This window comes from Hyphomicrobium nitrativorans NL23, from assembly GCF_000503895.1.
GTDB lineage: Bacteria > Pseudomonadota > Alphaproteobacteria > Rhizobiales > Hyphomicrobiaceae > Hyphomicrobium_C > Hyphomicrobium_C nitrativorans.
On record NC_022997.1, the window covers coordinates 931,370 to 954,434 of the forward strand.

At 62.1% G+C, this 23,065-nt stretch carries 10 protein-coding genes; 6 read left to right on the forward strand and 4 right to left on the reverse strand.

What is annotated here, in order from left to right:
• Window positions 1-2 precede the first annotated feature (2 nt).
• Window positions 3-2,822 carry a glycoside hydrolase family 9 protein gene (locus W911_RS04350; RefSeq protein ID WP_023786301.1) on the forward strand — a complete coding sequence of 940 codons (2,820 nt, stop codon included), beginning with the start codon at window positions 3-5 and terminating at the stop codon, window positions 2,820-2,822.
• A 43-nt stretch (window positions 2,823-2,865) separates the two neighbouring features.
• Window positions 2,866-4,266, forward strand: a complete 1,401-nt coding sequence (locus W911_RS04355) for an O-antigen ligase family protein (RefSeq protein WP_023786302.1) — start codon at window positions 2,866-2,868, stop codon at window positions 4,264-4,266.
• Between the two features lies 1 nt (window position 4,267).
• Here the strand turns inward: W911_RS04355 and W911_RS04360 are convergent, their stop codons facing one another.
• On the reverse strand, window positions 4,268-5,509 hold the full coding sequence (locus W911_RS04360; RefSeq protein WP_081717632.1) for a glycosyltransferase: 1,242 nt from the start codon (window positions 5,507-5,509) through the stop codon (window positions 4,268-4,270).
• Window positions 5,510-5,871: 362 nt separating this feature from the next.
• On the opposite strand from W911_RS04360, the gene W911_RS04365 reads away from it, so the two are divergent.
• Window positions 5,872-10,515: a MupA/Atu3671 family FMN-dependent luciferase-like monooxygenase gene (locus tag W911_RS04365; protein WP_041316265.1), complete on the forward strand. Its 4,644-nt coding sequence runs from the start codon at window positions 5,872-5,874 to the stop codon at window positions 10,513-10,515.
• The gene (locus W911_RS04370) at window positions 10,512-11,180 is read left to right on the forward strand and encodes a 4'-phosphopantetheinyl transferase family protein (protein WP_023786305.1); all 669 of its coding nucleotides are present in this window, start codon (window positions 10,512-10,514) and stop codon (window positions 11,178-11,180) included. The genes W911_RS04365 and W911_RS04370 overlap by 4 nt, the downstream gene beginning before the upstream one ends.
• Before the next feature lie 2 nt (window positions 11,181-11,182).
• On the opposite strand, the gene W911_RS04375 is transcribed toward W911_RS04370, so the two are convergent.
• Window positions 11,183-17,674, reverse strand: a complete 6,492-nt coding sequence (locus W911_RS04375; RefSeq protein ID WP_023786306.1) for a type I polyketide synthase — start codon at window positions 17,672-17,674, stop codon at window positions 11,183-11,185.
• Between the two features lie 449 nt (window positions 17,675-18,123).
• Here W911_RS04375 and W911_RS04380 point away from each other — a divergent pair, with 449 nt between their 5' ends.
• Window positions 18,124-18,891, forward strand: coding sequence for a WecB/TagA/CpsF family glycosyltransferase (locus W911_RS04380; protein WP_023786308.1), 768 nt, complete (start codon window positions 18,124-18,126; stop codon window positions 18,889-18,891).
• Window positions 18,892-18,981: 90 nt separating this feature from the next.
• Here W911_RS04380 and W911_RS04385 read toward each other — a convergent pair whose 3' ends face one another.
• Window positions 18,982-20,445 (reverse strand): mannose-1-phosphate guanylyltransferase/mannose-6-phosphate isomerase, encoded by a 1,464-nt coding sequence (locus W911_RS04385; protein ID WP_023786309.1) that lies wholly within the window; start codon window positions 20,443-20,445, stop codon window positions 18,982-18,984.
• 576 nt (window positions 20,446-21,021) lie between these two features.
• Between W911_RS04385 and W911_RS17185 the strand changes: the two genes are divergently transcribed.
• Window positions 21,022-21,570 (forward strand): GNAT family N-acetyltransferase, encoded by a 549-nt coding sequence (locus tag W911_RS17185; RefSeq protein ID WP_158412830.1) that lies wholly within the window; start codon window positions 21,022-21,024, stop codon window positions 21,568-21,570.
• 35 nt (window positions 21,571-21,605) lie between these two features.
• On the opposite strand, the gene W911_RS04400 is transcribed toward W911_RS17185, so the two are convergent.
• Complete coding sequence (locus W911_RS04400; RefSeq protein ID WP_023786311.1) at window positions 21,606-22,889, reverse strand: DUF3131 domain-containing protein; 1,284 nt, start codon at window positions 22,887-22,889, stop codon at window positions 21,606-21,608.
• Window positions 22,890-23,065: the final 176 nt, after the last annotated feature.

The window sequence follows — 23,065 nt, forward strand, 5'->3', positions numbered from 1 at the left end:
CAATGGTCAAGCAGAGCATGCAACGAAGAGGTTCCGCATCGCGGTTCGTGGCCGTTGCGTTCGGTTCGCTCGTTTGCTCGATCGCTTTTCTGGGTGCGAAGGCCGATGCCGTCGCCCAAGTCGTTCATGAAATAACGATTGCTACGCCCAGTATCATCGCGATCGAGGTGAGGGATCCTCCGTTCGAATCCGGGAGCATCGAGCAACTCGCGCACCCTAGCAGCAGTGAGCAGGGCACCTGGATCAAGGTCGGACGCCGGTGGGGTATGGTGATCGGTCCCGACCGCGCGCACGTGCGGATTTCAGACACCCCTCCGGCGGTGTATTTGGATCGCGCAGGCGTTGACGATGCTTCTCGCTATGGGGAAATCGCGGGCGGCAACGTCACGTCCGTCTTTCGCAAGTCGGTCCCTTATGATTCAGGTATCTACCGAGGTCCCAACGGGGATACGCGGACGGGTGCAAGCCTGAAGCATTACATCTATCTAAAGCTGTCTCAGCCGCTGTCCGAAGGATCGCATACGATTCGTTGGCCGTCCGGCACCCTGCCCGACAGCGAGTTCGAGTACGCCGGCACAGAGACGCGTGCTATCGCCATTCGTGCCAATCAGAACGGCTATAGGGCGACGGACGCTGGAAAGGTTGCATACCTTTCGCTGTGGTTGCCTGGAGGGCCGGCTGAGGGAGCCGTCGACTTCAGAGAATTTGGCCTCAAAGCGTTTCACATCATCGATGAGACAGGTGCAGCGCATTTCTCGTCTTCGATAAGACTTCGCTCGGCTCCGTCCGATCCGGAGCCGGGCAACGGACTTCCTGCTCCGCTGCTGGAGTATCCGAGCGCGTCCCAGTCCGCGATCCGCATCGACGGAATGGATGCTGCGGCGCCGTTCACGGTGCGCGCGCAAAATCACGGATTCTCCCCGGGACAGCGGATCTGGCTGGATGGCTTCGCTGGGTCTACGGCGCAGTTCAACGGGTTTGTGACCGTTGGTGACGTCACAACGGACACCTTTACGCTCGGTGAGCTGCCCAGCAGCAGTCCAGCGCCCAACTCCTTTGGTCCTCCGGTTGCGCTTCCCGTTCACAGTGCCAATCGTGCCGGCACATTCGTTTTCGAACTCGATTTCGGGAGCTGGACGCCAAAAGCGGAGGGCGCATACCGCATCCTAATTCCGGGTCTCGGCGTATCCGACGCGTTCGAGGTTCGTGACGACGTTTGGTTCCGCGCAGGAAAAGCGTCGATCGGCGGGCTCTACAATCATAGAAGCGGCATCGCGCTCGACGGGCGTTTCGGTTTCACCCGCCCGGTGTCCTTCCGCCCCGGTTCGCAAGTTGCCGTTCGGTTGTCGAAACTCCCGCTGACATGGAGTTCCAATTTTCATGGCGGCTTCATTTCCGCCGATCTGGGCGGCGGGAAGCCGTGGATCACCGACGAAGCGGCGCCCGACAGCTACTGGGGCGGTTACATGGATGCTGGCGACTGGGATCGCCGCATCGATCATCTGGACGCGAGCTATCTGTTGCTCGACGTCTACGAGAGTTCTGCCGATGCGTTGCGCGCGTTGCCTCTCGGGATTCCGAAGTTACGCGATGTGTTGGACGGCGACCTTTACGGGGAGGCCGACGATCTGCCGGATGTGCTTCACGAGGCAATCTGGACAATCGACTTTTTTCGCCGGTTGCAATTGCCCGACGGCAGCGTTCGTGGCGGGATAGAGAGTTCCGGGCATCCCCTGCTGGGAACGCCCAGTTATCTGGAGCACCTGACGGTCTTCGCTTATGCGCCCGATGAGATCTCGTCGTATCGGTATGCGGGAGTTGCAGCTAAGCTTGCGGGGATTCTGGACCGGGCAACCAAGCCTCGGTTGGCCGAGGTCTATCGAAGCAGCGCGCTGTCTGCCTGGCGAGCGGCCGAAAATATCAGCAGCAATCGAGACGCTGTCTATGCGGAGCCACGATCCTTGGCGGAGGCGAGTGGTCAGTTCGCGTCAACATCATGGGATGTGCATGCGGAGAGCTTGACGCAAATCGCCGCCGAGCATCGGGTTGCAGCCGCTGGGTCTCTGTTTCGTCTGACCGGCGAGGACGAGTACCGAGAAATTTTCGAAGCCGGCTGGGCCGGTGAGGTGGAGCCTTACATTCACAAGGCGGATGGAGCGTGGGAGTACTATCGCGCCCCGCATTCGACGGTGAATGCCGGCCTCCGCGACCGTATTTCCGCGCTGTTCACCGCTTCGGCGAAACTCATCGTGGATGGACAGAATTCCTTCGCTTATCCCAGCATGAAGCATCCGTTTTCCCCGATCGGCTGGGGGCAAGGTCTCGCTCCGGATTACAATCAAAGCCAGCTCTTGATCCGCGCGCACCAGATCGCCAACGATGGAGACATCCTGCGCACGATGCAGGTGGCATCAGCGCATATTCTCGGCGCCAATCAAGTCGGCCTCAGCTTTACGACGGGGCTAGGCCATCGGAACATCAAGCATCCTCTCCACGTCGATCATCTCGCGATGGGCGTCCAGGTGCCTGACGGGATCACGATCTATGGGTGGGCGCCTCAGGCCGATACCTCCCACGAGTGGCTTTTCGGGCCACCGTGGACACCGTTGCCAATCAGCGGAACGGAAGAGGGTGCACAGGGCCGGAGGGTTTCCCCAAATCGCTTTGCCATGCCCTTCTACGAATATTTAATCGAGCATCCATTACTGATTATGCAGCAGGAATATACGGTGCATCAAACGATCGGCACGACCGCGGGGGTGTGGCTTTATCTGCACGCGCATGGCGGGGAAGCCTCTTCGCCAGAGAGACGGTCGCCCTAATGTGGTGTCGTGGGCGGCTGGATGGCGACTTCGCGCTGCCTGAATGCGCCTGCCTGCCGATTTCCTTGCTCGGGACATGCAGCGTCCGATGAAGTACGTCGCGCTTTTCATAGGTCTTGTCGGTATCGTACCCCTCACTCTTTTTCTGAGAGGAAACCCGGCCGCGCGTAATCACTTCTGGCTTCTGCTCGGTGTCATTCCCTTCATCATCAAAGTCGTGCCGCTGTTCGATCTTGCGCTGATCACGTGGCATGATTTCTGGTTCGGCTTCGTTCCGGGTCTTCAAGTCTCGGCGATCGATCTCATCGCCATCGCCCTTTATTTTACGGTGAGGCACCAGACCAACAGCATCCGCTATCATTTTCCGTTTTTGCTTTATTTGACAGCCATATCGCTGTCGGTGTTTCAGGCGGACGAGCCTCTCGCAGCCGTATTCTACTTGTGGCAATGCCTGAGAATTTACTTCTTCACGATCGTCATCGCGAAGGCTTGCACGGACGAGGCCGTCCCGATGCAATTGCTGAAAGGCTTGGCCATCGGTATCGCGATCCAGTTCTTCGTGGTGATCTACCAGAAGTTCGGCTTGAAGCTGATCCAGCCCACGGGCACGTTCATTCACCAGAATACGCTGGGTTTGATCATGCACTTGGTGGTGATGCCGCACTTTGCGCTTCTGTTGCGCGGCCAACGTCAGATCCTGAGCGCTCTCACTCCAATGTGGGGACTGACTGTTGCCGCGCTCATCGCGTCGCGCGCCGCGCTCGGCTTCGCGGTCATGGGCGTTTTAGCGACCTACTTCCTTTCATCGCTCCGCCGTTGGTCCACCCGGAAGGCGTTGGTGGGTCTTGGCGGCGTGCTGATTGCGGCGGTGTTGGTGCCGGTCGCTATTTCCTCACTTGAGAAAAGGTTCGATGCAGCCCCGCTCATGGAGGACGAGTATGACGAGCGTGCAGCGTTTAATCGCACGGCTCTTTCCATGCTCGCGGCCAAGCCATTCGGAGTTGGAGCCAATCATTATGCGTATGCCGGTAAGAAGTACGGCTACTCCATTCGGGCGGGCGTCGTTCCGTTTGAAGGAAACCTCAACAACATCGTTCACAACGCCTACTATCTCAACGCTGCGGAGGCCGGCTATCTGGGCCTCGTGGCGTTCACGATCCTGATGCTCTACCCGATCTGGATCGCGCTTCGATATAGCTGGATGGCGCGCGGGGATCCGCGCGGCGATCTCTTGCTCGGGCTGGGCATGGGGCTGGCGACTGTAGCCGCGCACTCTCTTCTGGAATACGTCGTCGTCGTGCAGGAGGTGCAGTATGTTTTAGCCATGGTCGTCGGGATGATATTTGGCGTTGCGCATCAAATCAGGATCTCTCGTAGCGAGGGGGCGAGGGCCCCGAGATCGGGTGTCCTTCGTGGCCCGGTCGGCGGTCAAGCCATCCGATAGGTCAACGATTGCGATGCGGCGGCTGCCGAGCGGCCGACAGCAGATCGTCCAGCGCGTCCTTGACCTGCGCTTGGAACCTTGCCTGCCGGTCTTCCCACCACCGCCGTCCTTCTGCACCATCGCCACGCGGGGCCTGGAGCAAGTCTTGGATTGCCGCCGACATTCCCGCGGCGTCACTTTCGATACGAACGGAAGAAGGCACGTCGTGGAGGCCACGCATCGCGACGGGCGTTGCCACAGTCGCTACACCAAGGCTCAACGTCTCGATGGTTTTGATTTGCACGCCGGACCCGATCGTCGTCGGGATGACCGCTACTCGGCACTTTCGCAGAAACGCTCCCGCATCCGGTACAAAGCCGGTGAAGTGAACGCGGCCGATTTGGGTCCCAGGTGCATATCGGCTTTTTCCGCCCACAACCACGGTGAGGTCGGCCGGGAGCTTCGGAACGACCTCGGCAAGAAACCAATCGAGCCCGACCCGATTGATGTCCCAAGTCCAACTCCCGAGGAGCCCGATATCGGTGCTTGGTGGCGGAAACCGATCCACATGCGCAAAACATTGGCCCGGGACGCTGAACGACCAAACCGGCGTTCCGCCCCCAAGCGATCGAAGCGCTGCCGCATCGTCGTCCGTCAGAGTCCAAACGGCCCGCGCTCGTTCTGCGGTTCGCCTTTCCAGATGGCGCAACAACCGCGCTTCTCGCCGGTACGCTAGGCTCTTTGCCCTTCCGCGCAAGCCTTTGGCGACCCTCTTGTCATAGTCGCCATACAGCCGATGTTCGATGTTGTGCGCGACGTATGCAACCGGCAGGTCATCGGGTATGGCGGCCACCATCCAAGCGGCCTGCACATGGTCGATAATGACCAGGTCCCATCGGTTCGAGCGCAGTTTGCGGCGAACGAGATCGGCCATCTCCTTGGTCACGTACTTCTGCACCGAGAACGGCCGTGCATTCACTATCGCACGCGCCATCCAGAGCGCGGACCGTGTTGGAGATTGCGCGCTTTCGATCACCAGCCGCCTTGGGGAAGAAAACCCGGCCGGCAGGGGAACGGGCGCCGATCGATCCTCCCTCTCGTAGCCGACGACATCGACCTGGCATCCGGCGTTTTGCAGGGCTTCGATGAAGTTCATTGAGCAGATCTCGCCGCCGCTCTGTCGGCCGTGCGGTAGAACCGTCGTTAAATAGAGCACCCGACGCCCCGATACCCCGTCGAACGATTGTTCAGAAATCGGCGTCATCAAGAATTACACCCCACACTCACACCATGCCAACGATGGACGCCGTAGAGGCGGCGGCGCAACGTGGATCCGCCCGCCCCGCGCCGGCTTGCCGGTCGTTAGCCAGGCGATCATTCCGCTCACGCGCGCCTGGACGAGACACAGTACCGTGAGGCAGTCCGGTCAGTCGCGGAAGATGGCCGCCGCAGTTTTCGTGACGGAAGGTCTTTAGTTCAACCATTTCGATGCGGTAAATTTTTCATTTATTGACGTTAACTGTTTTGAGCGATGCGCGTCTTGATCCTACCGCAAGACTCGGATGGCAGATCGATTGCGAGTAGAATGCGTTTTATTCTCTACAGAGCTTCGGGGTTTTCGTGACAATGATCGCGTGCGTATTGATGGGCGACGGCTCGCTCCTGGTGCAGTGCGGGGAGACCCTCCTGGCGCGAGGGCATAAGGTTGTGGCGGTTGCAACGACGACCGAGAGTGTCGTCGAGTGGGCTGCGCGGCACGGGATCTCCGTGGTGACGTCAGAGACACGCGATCTTGCCCGTGATCTTGCTCCGTTCGAGTACGACTGGTTCTTTTCCATCGCGAACTTGAGGCTCGTGCCAGAGTCCGTCTGGTTGCGCGCAGGCCAAGGCGCTGCGAACTTTCACGATGGTCCGCTTCCTCGCTACGCTGGCCTGAACACTCCTGCGTGGGCCATCTTGAAAGGCGAGACCCAGTATGGTGTGACGTGGCACGCTCTCACGGACAGTATCGATAAGGGGGATATTTACGCCGACGTTGCGTTCGAGATCAGCGACGCCGACACGGCGTTGACGTTGAATGCGAAATGTTTCGAAGCGGGCATGACCTCTTTCACGACGCTGCTCGATCGCGTGGAGAACTGTCAGGCAAAAAGCTGGCCGCAACCTGCTGTCGCGAGCCGGTATTTCGGTTTGATCGATCGTCCGGAAGGGGCGGCAACAATCGATTTCGAGCGCACGACAGGTGAAATCTGGCGGCTCGTGCGCGGCCTTTCGTTCGGCGATGGCTATGTCAACCCGCTGAGCTTGCCCAAGCTCCGGACTCCGAGCGGCGCGTATGCGGTTACCTCGCTTGAGGTGGCGGATGCAGAGGCGCCGAATGCTCCTGGCACCGTCGTATCCGTCAGAGAGAATGGTGCGATCGTCGCCGCGGCAGATGGGGCGGTTTCGATCGAGGCGCTGGCCGACAGTTCTGGTCAGGCCGTGCCGCTCACCGCTGTTCTGACAGCAGGTGATATCCTTCCTGCGCTCGACGAGGCCGAGGCTGCGCGGCTAACGATCCTCATGGCCGATCTTGCGCGACATGAGGAGTTTTTCCGCAGGCGCCTCGTGGGCGCGGAGAACCCGGAAATCGATGGTGTTGTGCCCGCTTCTCCCGAAGCGGTGCCTGAGTGGGAGGCGGTGGAAGTCGCGCTACCCGACAACCTGAGAGGCGACAAAGCCGTTGCGGCGCTGGTGTCGTACGTTGCCCGCACGGGGCGCAAGGCCCGCGTTCGGATTGCTTACGCTGACGACGATCTCGCGGCCCTGGCCAATGAGCATCGGGGATACGTCGCGCCGAGCGTTCCCCTCACGCTCGATGTGACGAACGAGACGACGGTCGATGCGCTTGAACGCGTTATCGAGACCGAACTCGCCGAAGTCCGCCGCCGGCGCGGCCATGCGGGAGATCTGGTGAGCCGGACGCCGCGCCTCGCTCCCGGCCCGGCCACGCTCGCCATTCGGCAGACGGCGCACGCGCGCAGTGTTGGAGACGAGGGTTTGCCCGGTAGCGTTCTGACGTTCGTCGCCGCATCGGACGCGGCAACGCTCCGTATCCTGTTTGACGGCGCGCGGCTGCCGAAGCCGGCGGCGAACGCGATTGCCGCACAGATCGAGGCCCTGCTTGCGGCGCTCGCTTCCGGCGAGGCGCCTGAGCGCGTCTCTGACCTGCCGCTTATATCGAAAGCGGATATCGACGAACTGGTCGTTGCGCGTAACCGGACGGCGCGGGACTATGATCGCGCGGCCCTCGTGCATACGCTCATTTCCGCGCAGGCCGCGCGCACGCCCGACGCTACGGCGCTGATTTCGGGCGACGCGCGTCTTACCTATCGCGAGTTGGAGGCGCGGGCCGACCGTGTCGCGACAACGCTTTCTGCCCTCGGCGTCGGTGCGGATACGCCGGTTGGCCTCTACGTCGAGCGGTCGCTGGATCTCGTGGTTGGCGCGCTTGCTATTCTCAAGGCCGGCGGGGCTTACGTGCCGCTCGATCCGACTTATCCGAAGGATCGCGTCGCCCTGATGATCGAGGATAGCGGGCTGTCCATTCTACTCACGCAGGAGGGCCTCAAACCGCCGGCTGGAGATGGACGCGTCCGGAGTGTCACCGTGGAGGATGCGCTGTCGGGCGCGGAAGATGCGACGCCCGCGAATGTCGAGCCGCACAATCTCGCCTACGTTATCTACACCTCGGGCTCGACCGGCCGTCCGAAGGGCGTGATGGTCGAGCATCGCAACGTGGTCAATTTCTTCGCCGGCATGGACGACCGTATCTCCATGCCGGGCGATGGGAGCCAGCCAGTGTGGCTCGCGGTGACAAGCCTGTCATTCGACATATCCGTGCTGGAACTCTTTTGGACGCTGACGCGCGGTTTTGCCGTTGTCATCCATACGGGTCGACAGCAAGCGGCTACGCCGCATCGTGCTGCGGGTGGCCACGGGCTCGATTTCAGCCTCTACTTCTGGGGTAACGACGACGGCGCAGGATCACGCAAGTATCAGCTCCTGCTCGAAGGGGCCCGTTTCGCCGACGCGCACGGCTTCTCGGCCGTCTGGACGCCGGAGCGCCATTTCCATGCATTCGGCGGGCCCTATCCCAATCCATCGGTCACGGGCGCTGCCGTTGCCGCGGTGACCAAGACCCTTGAGATCCGCGCTGGAAGCTGCGTGCTTCCGCTTCACCATCCGGCCCGCGTTGCCGAAGAGTGGGCGGTCATCGACAACATTTCGAACGGGCGCGTGGGCATTGCATTCGCGTCGGGATGGATGCCGGAAGATTTCCTGCTGCGTCCGGAGAACGCGCCGCCGCACAACAAGACCGCCCTGCTGCGCGATATCGATGTCGTGCGCCGCCTTTGGCGGGGCGAAGCGGTTCCGTTCGACGCGCCGGGCGGCAAGCAGGTCAATGTCGTAACGCAGCCGCGCCCGGTCAGTCCCGAACTCAAAATATGGGTTACGACCGCCGGCAATCCGGACACGTATCGCGAGGCCGCGCGGCTTGGCGCGAACGTGCTGACGCATTTGCTCGGCCAATCCATCGAAGAGGTGGCCGAGAAGGTCAAAATCTATCGCGACACGCTGGCAGAGACCGGCCGCAATCCGGACGATTACACCGTGACGCTGATGCTGCACACGTTGATCGGCAACGATCGGGAAGAGGTGCGCACGGCCGCTCGCGAGCCGATGAAGGCGTATCTGCGCAGCGCCGCGGCGCTGATCAAGCAATATGCGTGGGCGTTCCCTGCCTTCAAGAAGCCCAAGGGTGCTACGCAGCCCATGGACATCGACCTCCAGTCTCTGGATCCGGATGAGATGGATGCCATCCTCGAATTCGCATTCCTGCGCTACTTCGACGATAGCGGTCTCTTCGGCACGGTGGACGATGCGCTGGCGCGGGCCGAGCAGGTGATGGCCATCGGTGTGAACGAGATCGCCTGTCTCGTGGACTTCGGCGTGCCGATGGAGCGGGCCTTGTCCGCGCTTGAGCCTCTGGCGGAGGTGGTATCCGGTTTGAAACAACGCGCGAGCGTTATCACGGATGTCGCGGCGGACGGTCTCGCCGATCTCGTTCGCCGCCATGGCGTTACGCATTTTCAATGCACGCCGTCGATGGCCACCATGGTGCTGATGAGCGACGAGGATCGCGAGGCGCTCTCTGCTGTCCGGCACCTCTTCATCGGCGGTGAAGCGCTGCAGCCCAGCCTGGTCGAGGCGCTCGGTCAGGCGACCTCCGCGACCGTCGAGAACATGTATGGCCCGACAGAGACGACGATCTGGTCGTCCACCGGCCCCGCGCGGTCCGGGGGGAGCGGCTCGGCGCCGCTCGGTACGCCTATCGCCAACACGCAGCTCTATGTCCTCGATGACGCACTGCATCCCGTGCCGTCAGGAGCGGCGGGTGAGCTGTACATTGGCGGCGATGGTGTCACGCGCGGCTACCTCGGACGCGAAGACCTCACGGCCGAGCGCTTCCTCGACAACCCGTTTGTGCCGGGTGGCCGTATTTACAGGACGGGCGACCTGGTCCGGATCGGCGAGGACGGCGAGATCCATTTCCTCGGCCGCGCGGATCATCAGGTCAAGGTGCGCGGCTATCGCATCGAGCTCGGTGAAATCGAGGCCCGCCTCGGTTGCCATCCCGATGTCGCGGAGGCGGTGGTCGTGGTGCGAGAGGACGAGCCGAACGACACGCGCATCGTCACCTATGTTCGCTTCAAAGGCGAGCCTGTCTCCGACGCTGCCCTGAAGGCTCACGTCTCGGCAGAGCTTCCTGATTTTATGGTGCCGGCGCATTTCGTGACAATGACTGCCTTCCCGCTGACGCCGAACGCAAAGGTGGACCGGAAAGCGTTGCCGCGACCGGACGAGGTGCGCCAAGCGGCACCCGTGGTCCAGTATGTGGCGCCCTCGGACGATCTTGAGGTGCGTCTTGCGGACGCCTTCAAGCGGTTGCTCGGTGTGGAGCGAGTCGGCGCGTCCGACAACTTCTTCACGATCGGCGGGCATTCGCTGCTTGCCGTTCAGCTTCACCGCGATCTCAAGGCCAACGTTGCGGCGGATATTACGATCACCGACATTTACCGTTTCCCGACCGTGAAGGGGCTCGCGAGCCATGTTCGCGACCGAGGCCAGGCGGATAAGCACCTTGAGAATGTGGCCAACCGTGCAGCGATGCGCCGCCAAGCGATGCTCGGACGCCGCGATCCCGGGCGTGCGCGCGACGTGTCGTGAGCGCTTTCTCCGGCCTCTTCGACAAACGAATTGCGTTTGCCGAAATCCCGATCGGCGACCCCTCCGTCACGATCTGCGAGGAAGAGGCAGCGGCCGTTTCCAACGCGGTTCTCCGCCGCAAGCAAGAATACGCGGCGGGGCGCACGTGCGCGCGTCGTGTCCTTGCGGCTCTGGGCGCGTCGCCGTCTCCCTTGCTGGCTGGCTCGGATCGCCTGCCGAGCTGGCCGACCGATTACGTCGGCAGCATTACGCATGACGACCGTTATGCGGCTGCTGCCGCGGGGCGCATCGCCGACGGCATACGGTCGATCGGCATCGATCTGGAGCCGGCCGAGCCTCTACCCGCCGATCTCCACGAACTGATTTGCCGTCCCGAAGAACTGGCGTGGCTCGGCAGACGCCCGGCAGCCGAGCGCGGCGTGCTCGCCCGCGTGCTTTTCGGCGCAAAGGAGTGTGCGTTCAAATGCCAGTATCCGCTTACGCGCCGGATGCTGGAGTTTCATGAGGTTTCCGTCAGCCTCGACGTGGGATGCGAAGCTTTTTGCGCGTCGTATTTGTGCGATGAGGTGATTGCGATCTGCGGCCCCGCTGTGCGGGGCCGCTTTAGAATCGCCGGTGCATCCATCGCGTGCGCGATCGTGTTGGATGTCGCCGCGCTACCATAACTTCATTCTGCGGCAATCGGCCGAGATGATGGGCCACGGTCGGCGCTCGCCAGTGCCTCGCGCAGGCGGCTGGCCATAACGCGCACGTGCGGCTCCAGCACCATACTGTCGTGATCGCCCGGGACTTCCTGCACCGAGAGACTTGCTGCGTAAGGCGCCCAGCCGTTGTCGGGCAGCAGCAGAGCGCGCTCCTCATTGAGGGCACGGTTGCCCGTGACGCGATAGCGTACGTCTTGCTTGGGTCGCATGAGTAGCACCGGCTCTCCGTAGGGTTGGCCCCGGTAGCGTGACAGCGCCCGGCGAAACGCCGCCTCAAGCTCCTCGTTGTGGAATTGCTCGGCAGACTTCGGCGATTCGGGCCTGCGGCGCGCTTCCATGCGCCTGCGTTCCCACGCTATACGCCGGCGGGCCCAGTTTCCGAAAAACGCCACGCCTTCCCGCTCCATGTCCTGGAGCTTCATCAGGATCCGATCCTGGATCGAGAGCGGTACGTCCGCGGGGTAGGGCGTATCGAGTAAAACGACGAGTGCCGTCTTTTCTCCGGCCTTGCGAAGCTGCTGCGCCATCTCGTAAGCCACAAGGCCGCCGCCTGAGAAGCCACCGATCAGGTAGGGGCCTTCCGGCTGCACCGTTCGGATTTCCGCGAGGTAATCGCGCGCCGTCTCCTCGAAGGTTTCGTGCGGCGCCTCGCCGCCGTAGATGCCGCGGGCTTGGAGGCCGTAGACGGGACGATCGGTGCCGATATGGACCGCGAGATGGCGCAGGTTGAGAATGTTGCCGAACATACCGGCGGCAAGGAAGAACGGGGTGCGGCGGGTCTCCTTTCCCGCGTCCATCCGCACGACATGCCGGAGCTTGGGCCGATCGAGCGCCGTGACTGTCGCACTTTTGCCCGTGGGTTCGCCGGCCTTCGGCGAGGTTTCTTCGATCAACGCGGCACATTGAGCGATCGTCGGCGCCTCGAACAGCACAGAGATCGGGAAGTCGACGGCGTAGGCGGCCTTGATCATGCGGAACAGGCGCACTGCGATCAGAGAATGCCCGCCGAGATCGAAGAAGTTGTCCTGCGTGCCGATTGCTTTCACGCCAAGGAGCTCGGACCAGAAACCGGCCAGCGTCTTTTCGACATCGGTCGTAGGCTCGATGAAGTCGACGCCGAGGTTGGGCCGCTCGAAGGTGGTCGAGGCCGCCTCGATCCCATCGACGCGCGCAGCAGCACGCCGAAGGGCCGCGAGATCGATGGAGCTTACGATGACCTGCGATTTTCCGGTCCCCACGGCGCGGAGCAACGCTTCGAAGCCGTCTTCCGGCAGGATGCCTTGGTCGACTTGGGCTGCGAGGCGCTGAAGCGCAGGGCTGAGTTCCGTTCCGCCGGCTGGCGCGCGCGTCGCTGCGGCCCCCTCCGCCTCGGTGGAAAGCGAAGCTGCAAGGTCGATGTTTGCGGGAAGGCGCCGCACGGTGAAGCCGTTCACGGCGACCAGGACCTGGCCGGCATCGTCCGTGACGGTGACGTCGAAGGTGGCATAATCCGCGCCGAGTTCCCGCGCCGTGTTGAGGCGCGCGTGGCTCCACAGCGAAGCCGGCAGCGTCCCAAACACCCGGATGCGGCCGTAGGTCATCGGCACCCAAAGGCCGGCGCCGGGATCGTAGTTTGGGATCAAATCCATGGCGTAGCCGGTCGCGATGTCGAGCAGCGCAGGGTGGACGAGGAAGCCGTCGTCGAGATCGGTCTTGAACGCGTCGTCGAGCGCGAGCCGTGCGATCGCTTCGCCCTGGCCGAGCGCGACGGAGCGCAAGACCTGCCAGCGAGGGCCGAACTTGAGATTGCCGTCCTGTGCGGATTTGAGTGCGAGACCCGTCTCTGCTGCGTGAGTTGTCTGGCTGCAAGAGGCGAGCACTTGCGCAATGTCGATGCGGGCAGGGCGCGGGCCGACAAACGCGCTGACCCTGGCTTCCGCGTGCCGTAGCGGCGTTGTCGCGCCCTCGATACCACGCTCGCTTTCGACGGCGAACATGTAGCCGTCGCCGTCTTTGGCAAGTGTGACGCGCGCGACCAGGGGCGTTTCGTCCGGAACGTGTAGCGGACGCAGGAATGTGAGGTCTTCGATCTCAAACGGTCCGCCGATGTCGTGCTCTGCGAGCGCTTCGGCTGCGAACTCGATGTAGCCCGTGCCTGGCCAGATGGCATGGCCCGACTTCAGGCGGTGCTCGTCGAGCACCCACTGGCGCGTGCTGGCGAGGCGGGATTCGAGCCAGTCGCTGCGGGCGCTGCTGAGGCGCCTGTCGAACAGCGGCGTGCGGGCCGGTTCCACCTTCGGCGCCGCATCCTGGTGCTCGGCCGCGGCGATGGCGCGGGCCGCGAGCCCGACATTTTTCCAGATGCCCCAATGCAGCGCGAGCGTGCGCCCTGGCGCGCCCGAACGGGTCTCTGCGAAAGCGTTCAGGAATGCGTTTGCGGCCACGTAATCCACTTGGCCGGCGGGTGCCGTATCGGTGCTCGTCGAGGAGAAGAGCACCATGACGTCGAGTGGCTCATCGGCGAGCACGTCGGCCAACACGAGCGTGCCGTGGATCTTGGGCGCGAACACGTCCTCGATGTCCGTGGGGTTCTTGAGTGCGATCAGGTCGTCCTTCACCACTCCGGCCGCGTGCAGCACTCCATGAATGGCGCCGAAGCGCGCTTTGGCATCGGTTACGACGGTGCGCATAGCTTCGGAATTGGTGATGTCGGCCTTCGCGATCATGACCTCGCCGCCGGCAGCCTCGATGCGTTCGATGGCGGCGATGGCCCGGCCGATCTTGTCGCGCGTGCCGAACGCGGCAAGATAGTCACGCCATTCTTCGCGGTCAGGCAATTCGGTTCTGCCAATCAGAACCAGGCGCGCCTTGAAGCGCTGCGCCAAGTCTTCGGCGCACGCGGTTGCCAGTTCTCCAAGGCCTCCGGTGATCAAATAGACGCCGCGCTCGCGGAAGGCTGTCTCGCCTTGCGACGCGTCGTCGAGCGTGAGCGGCGCGAAACCTAAAACCCAGCGGCGGCCCCGGCGATAGGCGGCGATCTCGCTGCCGTTGGCTGCAAGCAGATCGTCCCAAAGCTGGGAAAAAACGACATCCTCGGGATCGTTATCCGCGCTTGCGTTGGCGAGATACCGTAGAAGACGCGCTCTTTCGCGCGCCAAGAGGCCGAGGCGCGCGTCTGGCGAAAGCGGAAGGTCCACGACGCGCACCGAAACGTTGGGCATTTCGCGCGGTAGCACCTGGGCGGGTCCGAGCAGTGTCGCTTTCTCCGGATAGCGTACCGCCTCGTTCCCGACACGCTGCATGCCGTTGGTTACGGCCGTGATTTGGAGCGGCTCGGTTGCGCCGATCTCGCTCAACGCTTGTCCAAGCCAAAGGAGGCTGAGGAATCCGCGCTCGATATTGCGATGGAAGAAACTCGATCCGGGCCGGAAGCTCTCGTCGTGAGTCAGAAGCCAAAGATGGACGATCCGCTGCGGCAGGCCGCGCTCGGCGGCGAGGTGGTTCAGAAGCGCGTCGTATCCCTCGCGTCCGTGCTCGGGGCACAGGACGTAATTGCCGGGCGCGACGACGCCGAATGTGTCGCCGAGCGAGACGGTCGCGACCTCATGCCCGAGTTCGCGCAAGCGGTGGGCGAGGGTATCTCCGAGGGGCGATCCGTCGAGGAAGATCAGCCATGATGCGGGCGTGTCAGCGGCGTCGATCCTGACGTCGGGCGATGCCTGCTTCCAGACCGGTTCCCATCCCCAGTTCGCCATATCCGGCAGTTTGACGGGCGAGGCCTCGCTCTCTGCCGCACTCGACGGCGCGATGCGTTCGAGAAAGTAGGTCTCATGCTGGAACGCGTAGGGGGGCAGGTTCACCCGGCGCGGCGCGGTGTCGATGGTCAGCCGGTCGAGCGGAACGTCGAGGCCCACGGCCCATGCGCGACCCACCGCCGTCAGGAAAAAGAGGCGATCGTCGAGCGTCTCGTCGGCGTGCGGCAGGCTGTTGATGACCTGATTGGCGGGAATGCCCTGCGCCTTGGCAAGCGAGCCAAGCACACGCCCGGGGCCAACCTCGATGAACACTCGTGACTGCGTTTGCGCGAGCAGGCCGAGCCCGTCGCCGAACCGCACGGTAGATCTGAGATGGCGCGTCCAGTAGGTGGCGTCCTGTGCTTCGTCCGCGGTGAGCCAGGTGCCGGTCAGGTTGGAGACGATGGGAATGCGAGGGGTCGAAAGCGGCGTCGCCTTGAGGAAGGCTTCGAAACGTTCGAGGATCGGCGCCAGCATCCGCGAGTGGGCTGCGATGTCGATGGGGATGCGGCTTGCGTCGATGTCGTCGGCGGCAAGTGCTTCACGGAAGGCTTCGAGCGCTGAATTCGCCCCCGAGACGACGCAGAGTTCCGGCGCGTTCACCGAGGCGAGGTCGAGATCGTCAGGGAGGCGCAGTTTCAGGGCCGCGGCTCCGAGCGCGACGCTCAACATCCCGCCGGGGGAGATCTCTTCGAACAGCTCGCCGCGAAGACGGACGAGATTGACAGCGCGCTCATAGCTCAGCACGCCCGCGATGCAAGCCGCAGCGTTCTCGCCCATGGAATGGCCGATCAGCGCAGTGGGCTTCACGCCCCAGCTCATCCAAAGACGTGCTATCGCCACCTCGACGATGAGGATTGCGGGAAGCTGCAGCGACGGTCGCAGAAAGCGCTCCGCGGCACCGGGTGTAGGTCCGTCGGTTGCGAGCCATATCTCGCGGATCTCCTGGCTGGCTGCCGCAGGGAGATAAGAAAGTCCTTCATCTACGATCCGGCGGAAAGCCGCTTCGTCCCTGTAGAGGCTGCGGGCCATGTGCGGATACTGCGCCCCGCCGCCCGGGAACATGAAGACGGCATCCGCCGTGCCCTCGACCGGCGTATGCGTGAACACGCGGTGCTTATCAGGCTCGGCGAGAATGCCGATCGCGTCGGCACGGTTGGACACGGCGACGACGCGCCGGTGCTCAAAATGACGCCGCCCGTCGAGCAGCGTATGGGCTACGTCCTGGAGCAGCGCGTCCGGGTTCGCATCGAGGTGCCGGGCAAGCCGCCGTCCGCCGTCGTCGAGGGCGTTACGGTTTTTGGCGGTGAGGACCAACACGTGCGGGCCGGCTTCGGTCCGCGCTTCCGTGGCCTTGAGCCTTGGCGGCTCCTCCACGATGATATGGGCGTTGGTGCCGCCGACGCCGAGCGAGTTGACGCCGGCGCGTCGCGGTGCCGGGCCGGACGGCCAATCCGTCAGGCGGTCGGCAACCACGAACGGGCTCGTCGCGAAGGGGATTGCCGGATTGGGTTTTTCGAAGCCGAGCGTAGGCGGAATCTCGCCATTCTTTACGGCGAGCACGGCCTTGATCAGGCTCGCGACACCTGCGGCGGTATCGAGATGGCCGATGTTGGATTTCACCGACCCGACGCGGCAGAAGCCCGTTTTGTTGGTGGTTTGGCGAAACGCCTGCGTCAGCGCCTCGATTTCGATCGGATCTCCGAGATACGTGCCGGTGCCGTGGCATTCCACGTAGCCAATCGATTCCGCATCGACGCCAGCTATCGCTTGCGCCTCGACGATGGCTTCCGCCTGGCCGGTGACGCTCGGCGCGAGGTAGCCTGCCTTGCTGGCACCGTCGTTGTTGACGGCGCTTCCCTTGATGACCGCATGGATGGGATCGCCGTCCGCAATCGCATCGGCGAGGCGGCGCAGCACGACGACGCCGGCACCGCTTCCGAACACCGTCCCGGATGCGCGATGGTCGAACGAACGGCAGTGGCCGTCGGTCGAGAGGATCTCGCCTTCCTGGTAGACGTAGCCGCGCCGGTGGGGCAGCTCGATGGTGACGCCGCCCGCGAGCGCCATCTCGCACTCGCCGTTGAGAAGGCTCTGGCAGGCCTGGTGAACCGCGACGAGCGAGGTGGAGCAGGCCGTCTGAACGTTGATGCTCGGCCCATGCAGGTCGAACAGATAGGACGCGCGCGTCGCGAGGAAGTCTTTGTCATTGCCCGTATGGCGGAGAAGAAACAGCCCGACGTTCTCAACGAGCGAGCGGTGGCTCAAAACGTTGAAATAGAAGTAGCTTCCCATTCCGCAACCGGCGAATACCCCGACGGGCCCGTTGATGCGTGCGGGCGGACGCGTCGAATCTTCCAACGCTTCCCAGGCGCATTCGAGAAACTGGCGGTGCTGCGGGTCCATGATAGCGGCTTCCTTCGGGCTGAACCCGAAGAATTCGGCATCGAATTCCGCGAAGCCTGAAAGAGCTGCCGTGCGCGGCACGTAGTTTTTATGGCGGATTTTCTCGGGATTTTCCCCGGCTTCGATGAGTTGCTCGGGTGTGCGAGTCTCGATCGATTCCACGCCACCGCGAAGGTTCTGCCAGTATTCCTCGACAGAATTTGCGCCGGGAACGCGCAAGGCCATCCCGATAATGGCGATGTCGCTCTGCGACACGCTGCTGCCGCTGTCAGACATCTCGGTCGTGTCTCCAGTCCCTCTGTGGTCAAGAGCGCGGATCTGTAAATTTACAGCGTGCTAGCGCAATCGCAGTCTCGACGATAGGCGGGCGTTTGGCCGCTGCGCGGATACCCGCGCCTGCGGCAGTTCGGACAAGCCCACCAAGGCCTCCGCTCTCCTCCGCCGCGTTCAGTTAATCATCAGCCTATGCGATTGCGGACGATCGGAAAACGTAAAAATTATGGGAGCGCTGGATAGGCACAGCATAGGGTAAATGCGGCATCTCAAAACGTGGACGAAAGTCTTGCATCGCCTTCAAGACGGGAAACCGGGCCCCGGTGTCGGCGACAATTTTGCCGTGTTCGTTTTCCCGCAATGATGCCGGTAAAGAATGAAGCACGTTGTTCTTGGAACCATGACAGGCACATGCTAGCTAGCATAAAGCGAGTTTTGAGGGATGTTTCAGCGTGCGTGCCGAGCCCTTTTTTGTCGAAGGCGTAAGCGTACAGACACTGTCGTTGAAAGAGGCATCGTGTCGCATTTGTGACGATGTCGCTTCCGGCAAGTCGTTCTCGGTCTTCACGCTCAATCTCGACCACGTCGTGAAACTTCGTACGAACCCGGCCTTCCGGGCCGCGTACGAGCGTGCTCGTATCGTGCTTGCCGATGGCTTTCCGATTGTTCTTGCCGGGCGCCTGCAGGGGCGGCGCCTTTCGCGGACAACGGGTGCAGATCTCATCGTGCCGCTCTGCGAAGAGGCTGGCCGGCGGGGGTTGCCCGTGTTCCTGCTCGGTTCGACGCCGCGTTCTCTGGCCGGCGCGCAACGCCATCTCACGACCTTGATCTCCGAGCTCGACGTGGCAGGCACATATGCACCCGAACAGGGGTTCTCGCCGTTCTCCGAGCCGGCCGATGAAGCCATGGAAGCCATTCGCAATTCCGGTGCACGTCTATGTTTTGTTGCGCTGGGCGCCCCCAAGCAGGAAATTTTTGCTGACCGATGCGCACGGGAAATCGAAGGCGTTTCCTTTCTGTGCATCGGGGCGGGCCTCGATTTTCTCGCGGGGCACCAGAAGCGGGCGCCCAAGGCTTTCCAGGCCATGGGGCTTGAGTGGCTATGGCGGATGCTTCTGAACCCCGGCCGTCTCGCCCGGCGCTACGCCGAGTGCCTCGCCGTATTTCCCGGTGTCCTGCTCGATAGTCTATCGCGGCGGTCGGAGCGGGCTGGCCCTTGAGGGACCGGCTTGGACCTCAAAACGCTTGCCGGACATCGCCATTGGAACGTTCGCCTCTTTTGCTGCGTGGTCTTGAGGCGCGCGAGAAGCTTATCGGGTCTCATCGGGGCTGCGATTGTAGATGTCTTCGCTTCGGATGATGTCGTCCTCGCCGAGATAAGTCCCGATTTGCACTTCGATCAGCTCAAGCGGCACCTTGCCGGGGTTTTCGAGCCGGTGCCATTGCGTGGCGACGATGTAAACGCTCTCGTTTTCACGCACGAGTTTCTCGTGACCATCGACGGTGACGCGCGCGGTGCCTTTGACCACGACCCAGTGCTCGGACCGATGGTGATGCATCTGGAGCGAGAGGATGCCTCCTGGAACCACGTGCAGTAGCTTGACCTGAAAGCGTGGACCGATGTTCAGCGTCTCGAAAAATCCCCATGGGCGATGGTTTCGAACATGATGCTCATGTTCCTTGCGCCCTGATGCTTTAAGCTTGGCCACGATGGTCGCGACCTCCTGCGAGCGCGATTTGTCGGCGATGAGCAACGCATCCTGAGTTTCAACGATGACGAGATCCTTTACGCCGATCGTGGAGACCAGCGCTTTCTCGCTGCGGATGTAACAATCGGTCGTGTCTTCGACGAAGGCGTCGCCGTGTACGAAATTGCCGTTTTCGTCGCGGGGGGCCGCGTCCCAGAGGGACGCCCACGAGCCAAGATCGCTCCAGGATGTTGCCAACGGCAAGACGACGGCTTTATCCGTTCTCTCCATCACCGCGTAGTCGACGGAGATGTTGGGCGCTTTTGCGAAGGCCTCGGCGTCCAGGCGTAGAAAGCCGAGATCCCTCGACGCCTTGCCCAACGCTTGTCGTGCGGCATCGAGGACAGCGGGTTCATGCCGGGCGAGTTCGGCCAGAAAGCTTTCGGCCTTGAAGACGAAGATCCCACTGTTCCAGAGATAGCCGCCGTCGTCCATGTAACGCTCAGCTGTGGCAGGGTCGGGTTTCTCGACGAAGGCCTCGACTTCGAACGCGTCGCTGCGATCCTTATCGGCGGCCTTGCCTTTTTTGATGTAGCCGTAGCCTGTGTGCGGGCCGGTCGGTTCGATCCCGAAAAGTACAAGACTTCCTGTCTTCGCGATGTTCGCCGCCCGGCGGACTGCGTGACGGAACGCATTGGTGTCCTCGATCAGGTGGTCGGACGGGAGCACGACAAGCACAGCGGCCGGATTGCGCGCCGCTGTCATAAGTGCCGCGACCGCGATAGCGGGTGCGGTATTGCGCGCCGAAGGTTCCAGCACGACCTCGTCAAGGGTGGCACCCGCCTCAGCGGCCTGCTCGCGCACAAGGAAACGGTGTGCGTTATTGCATACGACCAACGGCGCCGAAAAATCTTCCGCAGCGACACGCGCGAGGGTCGCGCTCAAAAGTGCGGCTGGCTGGCCGTTGAGGCCGTGTACGAATTGCTTTGGGTACTGCGCCCGAGACAACGGCCAAAGTCTCGTTCCTGAGCCTCCGGACAGAATGACTGGAACGATTTCGACACGCGAGGAAATATTAGCGTTCATGGTGAGCCGCAGTACGAGATTCTAGTTGGGGTTGAGTAACATTCTTATAGCGGAAAAACTTTCGGAAGGCAGCGCTTTTGAGCGTACGAGCTTGATCCCGTTCGTTGATTGCGCCGATCCAGTATTTTTCGCCTCGTACGCTCACAGCCCCGATGTTGCCCGCCGAGCGGTTCGGCGGCCCGAATGGCGTACCCACGTCTTTCCATGGCTGTCGTCCGCACGTTCCGCAAATGACCATCCGGAGTTTCCCGCAGTATACAACTGGGCCTATTTGCACTTGTTTATTTTTTCGATCCGCTCTGACGAAATCCGCGAATGACAATTCCATTGCTGCCGGAATATCGGACGAGGTCAGTAATTCTTGAGTTAAGGAGCGGCGAAGGTAAGCAACTCTAATCCTCATTGATGGCGATGGGTGCTATATCGGAAGTTAACGCGTCGGTGAAGTTAGGCTCGCGACTACGCTCGGACGGTGCCTTGAGCGCGGGCGAGATTTCGTGGTGCCGAGCGAATGACGTTGCACTCGCGTATTGTCCGATCCATCACGGCCTCGTGCCTCTCGATTGCATCGACGATATGCCGGTGCCGCAATTCTCTGGTACTCGATCGGCGCAGTTTCCGCGGCCCGCGCTTGGCCGGCTCGTCTTCCGCCGGTGGCTTGCGTCCGACGCAGAGACGTTCGCCGCCCTTCTCGGAAACGAGAGAGTTTGGCGATACCTGCCTGATCCATTTCCCGGTGAGATCACTCGGCGCGCCGCGGAAGATCTGATTGCGCTTTCGAATGAGGCCCAGCATCACGACGTCTACGCGGTTGAGCACGAAGCCGCCGTCGTTGGACAGGCACGCTTGCTTTTCGATGTGGCCTCCCTCGCACGCGATACCGCTGAGATCAGTTATTGGTTGGGAGATCGCCACTGGGGACAGGGGCGAGGAACAGCGATTGTTGTTGCCTTTGTCCGCGATAGTTTCTCTCGCTGGCCGGAGCTGCGCACGATCGTGGCTCGCGTTCACAAAGACAACCACGCGTCGGCGCGGGTTCTGACGAAAACGGGTTTTCGAGCCGATCGCGCAACACTGACCGATCTGTGGCAGCTCTATTATATCGCCCGTCCCTCTGCGAACTGACAGGCACTCTGCCGCCGCGCTGTAAACCGCTATCTTCACTGTCGCGAAATCTTTAGCTGAGTGAGCGGCTGCTGGTCGTTGAGGAGGTATGCAATCGCCGAAAGGATCGTCGCGTTGCTGTTGACGTCGATGCTCTTCGGCACCTTTCCGGACGTTTCATAGATCCCTGCGTGATAGCCGAATTTTTCGGCACGGGCCTTCTCCCGAACCGCCATCCATAGCTCGCGGGTGTACTCACTCGGATAAGCCGCAAACCACAGGAACGCAGCCTTGGCGCTGACCAAGCGGAACTTTTCGGCGAACTCCGGCGTCGCCCATTTCGGGTCCGTGATCCACGGATAGACCGTCCAGGCTTTCTCATTGCCTCGGGAGAGATCGTAGCCTTGATACGTAAACCAAGGTTCTTCGTCGATTGGGCCTTCGGAGACGGCCGTTAGCTTGCCGGTGTCGGCGTAGCGCTTTTTCTGAGCTGCGTTCAACGTCTCCGCGATCACGCGCCCGTACGGCGACCCACCGAGTTCGACGATCTCGTTCAGGCTGGGTTCGCTCGAAATCGGGCCGATTGAGCTCAGCTCCTCAATGAAGCGTGCGCGTGCAGCCTCGCTGGAATCGGGGGATGCGCCCGAATAGACCGGCGCGTGTGGAATGTCCCAAAGACGGTACCCGTGCGAAACATAATAGCGATAGATGTTGGATTGTGCCGGTTTGAGTTTTCCGCCCTTGATGTCCTGTAGTGCGCCGTCCGAAACCGTCGCGCTGATGTTCCACTTTTTCATCAGGGCTTCAGCTTTATACTTTCCGCCGGTTGCGCGGTCGAGAACGTGGAGCGCAACGAACAGCCGTCCGGTGTCGGTCGCGTCGTAGCCGGCTTCGATTGAGCGGCCATTGTTCGAGTTTGAACGGAAATTGGGAAGCTTCGCGCCTTTGTATGTCGTGGTCGCCCGATCGAGGAACTTCATGATGCTGCCGATGCGGCGTTCGAACTCGCGATCGTCGATGATGCCGATCGATCGCGCCGATATCGTTGCGAGGATGATCGATCCCGTATCCCACATCGTTGCAATGTCGTAGGAGCCATAGCTCGCGCCTTGCCGCCAAATGTTGATCGATGGCATGCCGGCAAAGCGGCCGGTGACACGCTCGAAGTACGACCATGCGTGACGCGCGTCGCTCATCAACCTTTCACGCGTATCGGCATCCATGACCAACGGGCTTCCTGCGGCCTCGTATGGCTTGGCCTGAGGCTGGCCAGGGTGGACCAACGAGAAGAAGGACACCGTGATGGATGCGAGGAGGACGCGGCTAAGGGAAGTCGTCATACACACTCTCACTCGGTCGACGACTGTCCCAAGTTGAACCCGGTGGGACAATCGGAGTTACAAAGCCAGGGTCGGCGCAGAGCGGAAAACGCGGTTTTCCGGGCGATGCGGCCGGGTGTCTTGAGGGCGCTGCACGACCCATGCCACGACCACGGCGAAATCTGTGGGCAACGCGG